Below are 6,000 nucleotides of genomic sequence, written 5' to 3' on the forward strand. Positions count from 1 at the left end.
TGTAATGACAATTCATTATAGTGTTCCACGTCTCCATACCAACTATTCGCTAAATTTTAGCTTTTGCTCCAAAGTCCAGCCCAACATATTTACCACATCCTTTTCTCTTTCTTTTGGAAGGACGATCAACTTTTTGACCACCCCATCTTCCAACACTGCTTCAATGGTAGTTTGGTAAGGAGCATAAAGTTTGAAATGTACATCCCACTCCATCGGCCAGGCTGGAAAAAGGTAGATTTTCTCTTGATTGGTTTGCAAAAGCATCTCCTGCATACCGATCATGCCTGACCCTCCCCAATTATGGTCGGGAACCCAGTCAAAGCCCGGTCCCCAAAATGCAGGAAAGCGCCTTTCGGAATTTCCCATCTTTCTTAAGCTGAGCTGGGCAGCTTCTGCGGTCAAGCCTAACCTGGCCGCAAAAATATTATCCTGCTTCCAGCCAACATGACTGCGGAATTTCAAGGCGTCAGGATCATAGTGGTAAGTATTGATTGCTGTCTGCAAATCGGATCTGCCTATTCCATAAATGCCCCAAGGATAAACGGGGTAGAGCTGTGGTACTTCTGTGTTATTGACCCTTTCCCATAGCTTTGCAGGAGCAAGGAGTTGGTGCCCCTCTATTTCCCTAAAGCTCAGTGGAGGAATTCTCTCTAACATCTCACTCCAATGTGCCTGCTGGTCTGCTGATAGATAAGGCAATTCTAAAAATCGCTCAAGCACTGTTTTTAAAGCTGAAATGGTTGAATTGGCATTATAGGCCATTTTGTAGGTTTCATTGGCAGAGCCTGGGAAAAGTATCAGGTCACCCTGTTCGTCAAAGGTCTTGGCTCCTCTTTGCTTGGCCAGGTATTGGTAATGCTCATCAAAAAAGCGAAGACAACTCTCTATAAAGGGAATGTATTTTTCCACATTTTCGCCTGTATACCTTTCCTGCTCCAGCATCATCAGACAAAACTCCAGGACGGTGTCCCATTGGTATTCCAGCCAGGCATTGTACTGCATGCCCGGGTCGTAACCCTCAGGCCGATTCCAACCATACTCAGCAGGATTGGGCAAACCGAAGTTTTCTATCTGTTCGGTAAAGCTGCCTCCCCCGTGCCCCCAATACACCTGACTTCTCAATTCAGCGTTTTTGAGCATCCTCAGGTAGAAATCAAATTGTGGTTTCATCATCTCAAAATCGCCTGTTTTGAGCATGGGGAAATAGACCAAACGCTGGTTTTGGGCCGTCATGGTCCCTCCTCCCCAATTACGGTGGTCTGGGGTTAAAGGCATGTCTGTCTTGGTGTAAATGGGATCGACTGTGAACAAGCCACCGTTGAATTTGGTAGGGTAGCTTCCATAGGCGTTACAGCCCAGCATATAGCGAAAAAGTTGGTAGTTTTGGCCAATCTGCCAAATGGTGTCATTTGTAGCCTCTTTGTTTGGGTCGGTGATGATGAAGCTTCGGTCCCAGAACTCCCGCCACCAGGCTACAGAGCTAGCTTTGACCTGCTTGGTGTTTTTGTTCTGTACGTAGATCAAGCTGTCCAGTCCTTTTTGCCACTTTGCCTGATCCGAGGTTTGCTGGGTATGCAGGTAAATCTGAAAGCTTTGTTTTTTGGCAGGTTTCTCACTGCTTAGCGTCCAGGCTTTGAAATCTGTGTCTTGGTAGTGTCCATGGCTGGTTTTGGCAGGTTGTAGATGTTCTCCCACCAGTTTTCCTCCAAAGGTCAAGTTAGAGAGTGGGTTCATCATTTGGTCTTTGACTGATTGCATTTGCTGTTGGGCTACTGCCACATCAAAAACAGTGTTTTTCCTGTTTTGATGGTAAAAAAGCACTGTGTTTGTCTCAAATTTCACGGAGTCTTTATAGGTAATGATTTCTCCCTGTGGAGCCCATTTGTAGGAATTGGCATTATTGGCCGCCCCTTTGACAGTCCTGTTTTTATAGCGCCAATTTTCATAGTTGACCTGCATGGTAAGGGGGCTTCGACTTTCCATCTCCACATGAATAATGGGCTGATGCACATCCACCCATAATTTAAAGGTGGTGGGCTGTTCATTGGATCCCCCTTGAACCAATATATAACCTTCCTTCAGGTGGAGTTCTTGCTGAAAGTTGTTTTCGGTATCAAAAGGGTTAGGGGTTAATTTCACCCTAACCCTACCCAGTTTTAATAGGGTATTATGCTCATCAAAGGTGCCACTTCGGGAAAAATAGAAGAGCAGTTCCCCTTTTTCCATCCACACATTCATGCCGATATCCCCACCGCCTAGTGGCATGGATTCACTGGCATTCTTGCTAAAAGAATTCCAAACGGGGTTATAATGGGACAGGTCCTGTGCCCTGCTTGATTCCAAGCCCAGACACAACAAACCACATAAGGTCAAAAATACAAACTTCATCGCTCCTTCAATCTGGTCTCAAAATAGAAAAATCAAACCGCGGGACCTTCCTGTGCTATGCTGTTAAATGGTGTCTAGACCTGAATGAATGGAGAGCCTAAAACTTGCTAATCCTTAAAAGCCATTATCCTGAGCCGTTTGTAATCTGCATACCATTTGCCCTCAGTGAAAAGTGTCGGCCTTAGGATCTCTTGCACTTCCTCCATGATTATTTCCTGATCCGCTAAAGAGACCCCGTCAAAGAATTTTCCCCCAAACATGGCCAACCAGTCTTTGATGCCTGTAGCTTCATCAGCCAATGCTGTGGGCCGGTCAAAGTGCTGTGCAAAAGTCACCCTGAAACCCACTTTTTCCAGAGCGCTACTGTATTCTCCAATGGAGGGGAAATACCAAAGCTGAATTTGGCTTTGCTGTAGGTAGCCATGCTTGGCCAAAGTTTCTTTCAACGTGGTTTCGATGAGTTGAACATTTCCTTTTCCACCAAATTCAACAACCAGTCTTCCTCCAGATTTAAGATTTGCATACATGGCCTGAATGGCTTTTTGATAGGACAAGACCCAGTGTAAAGTAGCATTGGAAAAGATGGCGTCGAACTTTTCCTCAAAGCTGAAATCGACCGCATCGCCTACAAGGAAATTGATGCTTGGATATAGGCTTTGGGCCTTGGCAATCATGTCAGAAGATTGATCCATGCCCACTACCTCAGCGCCCAATTGGTTGATCTGATAAGTGAGCTGTCCGGCGCCACACCCCAAATCCAGGATGTGTTCTCCTTTTTGTGGGTTTAGCCATTGAAGCAGCTGCTCTCCATATGCAAAGACAAAGGCATGTTTGTCATTGTAGAGGTTTGGGTTCCAGGTGGGGGTTGATGGTGACATGATTGAAAAACTGTTGATGGTTCAATTTAAGGAATCTTTTATTCTTGACATAAATTGAAATAGCTTATCCATATGAATTGGTTAGTCAAAATAAGTGGATAAGGATAGAAGGGTGTATTTCGATAATCGGAAGCAAATTACAGCCAGTTGAGGTAGATAAAAACCACAAAATTTGAATCTATTAAAAATTTAGTTAGTTTAAGGTTTGATTGATTTATAACTGTTCCAGAATATATTTTTTATGATCAAACAGCTTGACTTATGTGGTATAAGCATGGTGCTGGTAATCCTTTTGATATCTTGTGAAAGCGAAAAGAGCGTAGATAAATACCATAAGCACTTTACCGAGGAGGATATTACGGAAAAGGTTTTTTTGGAAAGCAAGAAGTATTATTTCGAGGAATTAAAGCGACCTATGCGGATACATTTAATCGGTGACCATCTAATCGTTGGTGAGCATACCAGAATAGACATCGGTTATCCTCCATTGCATATTATTAATACACGGAACTGGCAGTATGAAATGTCAAAGGGAGTTAGAGGTCTTGGTCCAGGAGAGATTTCTAGCGCGTTTATTTTGGACGATGGCTTTGAGGAGAACTCATTTTGGGTCTACAGCGGGAGAAGTAAAAGGTTTTCGGAATTTTATACAAATGATTCGATAAAGCTTTCCCATCATCAAATCAAGCAGGATGGGAATTTTTATATGGCTATATCCATGATTTGGGCATCCGATTCTACATTAATGTGTCGGATGGCAAATGATAAAAATCGGTTTGTTGAATTCAATATCAATGGAGAAAGAGTTAACGAGTTTGGGGAGTGGCGTACAATGCCATTAGCAAAAAGACTAAATAACTATATGATGGCTGATTTTTACAAGGGATGGCTAAAAGGAAACAAACAAAAGGGAGTTTATGTACTGGCTTGTTTTCGAAAGGATCAATTGGAAATATTAAATAGAAATTCAGGTGAGACCATTTTCGTGGAGGGGCCAGAGCAGAATATTCCGAAATTCAAGATTATTAACAATGGTAAGGGGGGACAAAAAATTATTATTAATTCAGATGAGCCTCACCGCTATAGAGATGTATTTGTAGGAGATAAATACATTTATGGCTTGTATTGCGGAAGGACAAATAAAGAGATCAATTCGACAGGTTTAAATGCCACAGAGGTCTTTGTGTTTGATTTTGAAGGCAATATCCTACGTTCGTTGAGTTTAGATCGGTCTATCCAGAATTTAGTGGTAGATGAAAAAGAGCACAAGCTTTATGGAACAACCACCGATGAAGATCCAGGTATAGCTGTTTTTGAATTGCCTTAAGAAATACACACTATATGATTAACAATAATTTCAGATTGGTTTCCGTCATTATTATACTTTTATTAACAGCTTTTTCCTGTTCAGAGAATAGGGGCTCATCCAAGTTTAATAAGACATTTTCCTTTGAATCCATATCAAATGTAAAATCCGTGAAAGGAGAAAAGTTTGAATTTGATGAACTCCTTAATCCCAAGAAAATAGTAATTAAAAATGAATTTTTAATTATAGGGGAAAGCAGGAGGATTGATGAAGATGATTTTCCTATACATATAATCGATAGGGAAAAGATGGAGTATTTCTCCGGTAAGGGAAAAATAGGATTTGGCCCGGGGGAAATCTCTGATGCATACGGAATTGATGCAAGTGGTGAAGATAGTGTATTATGGGTTTATTCAGCACTTGAAAAGCGGTTTTCCAAATTCAATATTTATGATCAGGAAAACCTTTCTGAGTATCAAATAAAACAAACCGAAAGTTTTTTTATGGCCACAGCAATGGCATGGTCTTCAGATAGTTCAATGGTATGTCGAATGGCGAATGACTCATGTAAATTTGTGGAGTTTAAAATAGACGGAACACGGTTAGCTGGCTATGGCCTCTGGCAGGATTTGGATGTGGGTGAGGAACTAAATGACTTTAATATGGGACAATTGAATCATGGCTGGTTCAAAGGAAATAGAGTAAATAATATATATGTCAATGTAGGATATAATCGTGACCATATAGAAATTCTTCATAAAAGAAAAGGCGTGGTTTATACCATCGACGGACCTAGGAATGAGCTTCCTAAATACCATTTTGTATCAGGAGGAAAAGGCAATTCAAATGTTTTGATATTTGAAGAAGACAATCCCAAAGCTTATCGGGATGTCTATATTGGAGATCAATTTATTTATGGGTTATATTCTGGACACACTAGAAAAGAGATTTTAAAAGAAGGAAAAATTGCTAAAGACATTTTTGTTTTCAGTTTTGAAGGAGATGTCATAGATCATTATAAGATAGATAGGTCTTTAAGTGCTTTTGCAGTTGATGAAAGCGGTGGCAAAATATATGGCATTACCACTGATGAAAATCCAGGTATAGCTGTTTTTGAATTGTGGGAATGATGGTTATTGGTGAGTTGGCTTTATTATCAAATTATCAATTGGTAAGGATAGAAGGGTGTATTCCGATAAATATCGGAAGCAAATTATACTCAGATGAGTTTTTATGATAAGATCACTAGGTGTAGATTGCATCTACACCTCTTCTATAAATTGAATTTGTAATTCTAGTGTTGATCAAAATTTTTGTAATAATGGGTGAAGCTTATCAGATCAGAGACCAAGAAATGCCTTATTTTTTAACTTTTCAAGTTGTAGGCTGGGCAGATGTTTTTTCAAGAAAAATATATCGGGATCTTAT

General features: G+C 40.7%; 4 protein-coding genes. 2 read left to right on the plus strand and 2 right to left on the minus strand.

All coding sequences use genetic code 11. The features are described 5' to 3' along the window. Positions 1-42 precede the first annotated feature (42 nt). Both IFO69_RS13745 and IFO69_RS13750 read right to left on the minus strand, forming a co-directional pair. Entirely contained in the window at positions 43-2,388 is a 2,346-nt protein-coding gene (locus tag IFO69_RS13745; protein WP_192010697.1) for a DUF5703 domain-containing protein, read from the minus strand. A 107-nt stretch (positions 2,389-2,495) separates the two neighbouring features. Then, positions 2,496-3,266, minus strand: coding sequence for a class I SAM-dependent methyltransferase (locus IFO69_RS13750; RefSeq protein WP_192010698.1), 771 nt, complete (start codon positions 3,264-3,266; stop codon positions 2,496-2,498). A 241-nt stretch (positions 3,267-3,507) separates the two neighbouring features. Here IFO69_RS13750 and IFO69_RS13755 point away from each other — a divergent pair, with 241 nt between their 5' ends. Together IFO69_RS13755 and IFO69_RS13760 are read left to right on the plus strand one after the other, a co-directional pair. Next, positions 3,508-4,593: a BF3164 family lipoprotein gene (locus IFO69_RS13755; protein ID WP_192010699.1), complete on the plus strand. Its 1,086-nt coding sequence runs from the start codon at positions 3,508-3,510 to the stop codon at positions 4,591-4,593. A gap of 149 nt (positions 4,594-4,742) precedes the next feature. Next, positions 4,743-5,702, plus strand: a complete 960-nt coding sequence (locus tag IFO69_RS13760) for a BF3164 family lipoprotein (protein WP_192010700.1) — start codon at positions 4,743-4,745, stop codon at positions 5,700-5,702. Positions 5,703-6,000: the final 298 nt, after the last annotated feature.

This window comes from Echinicola arenosa, assembly GCF_014841125.1.
Classification (GTDB): Bacteria; Bacteroidota; Bacteroidia; order Cytophagales; family Cyclobacteriaceae; genus Echinicola; species Echinicola arenosa.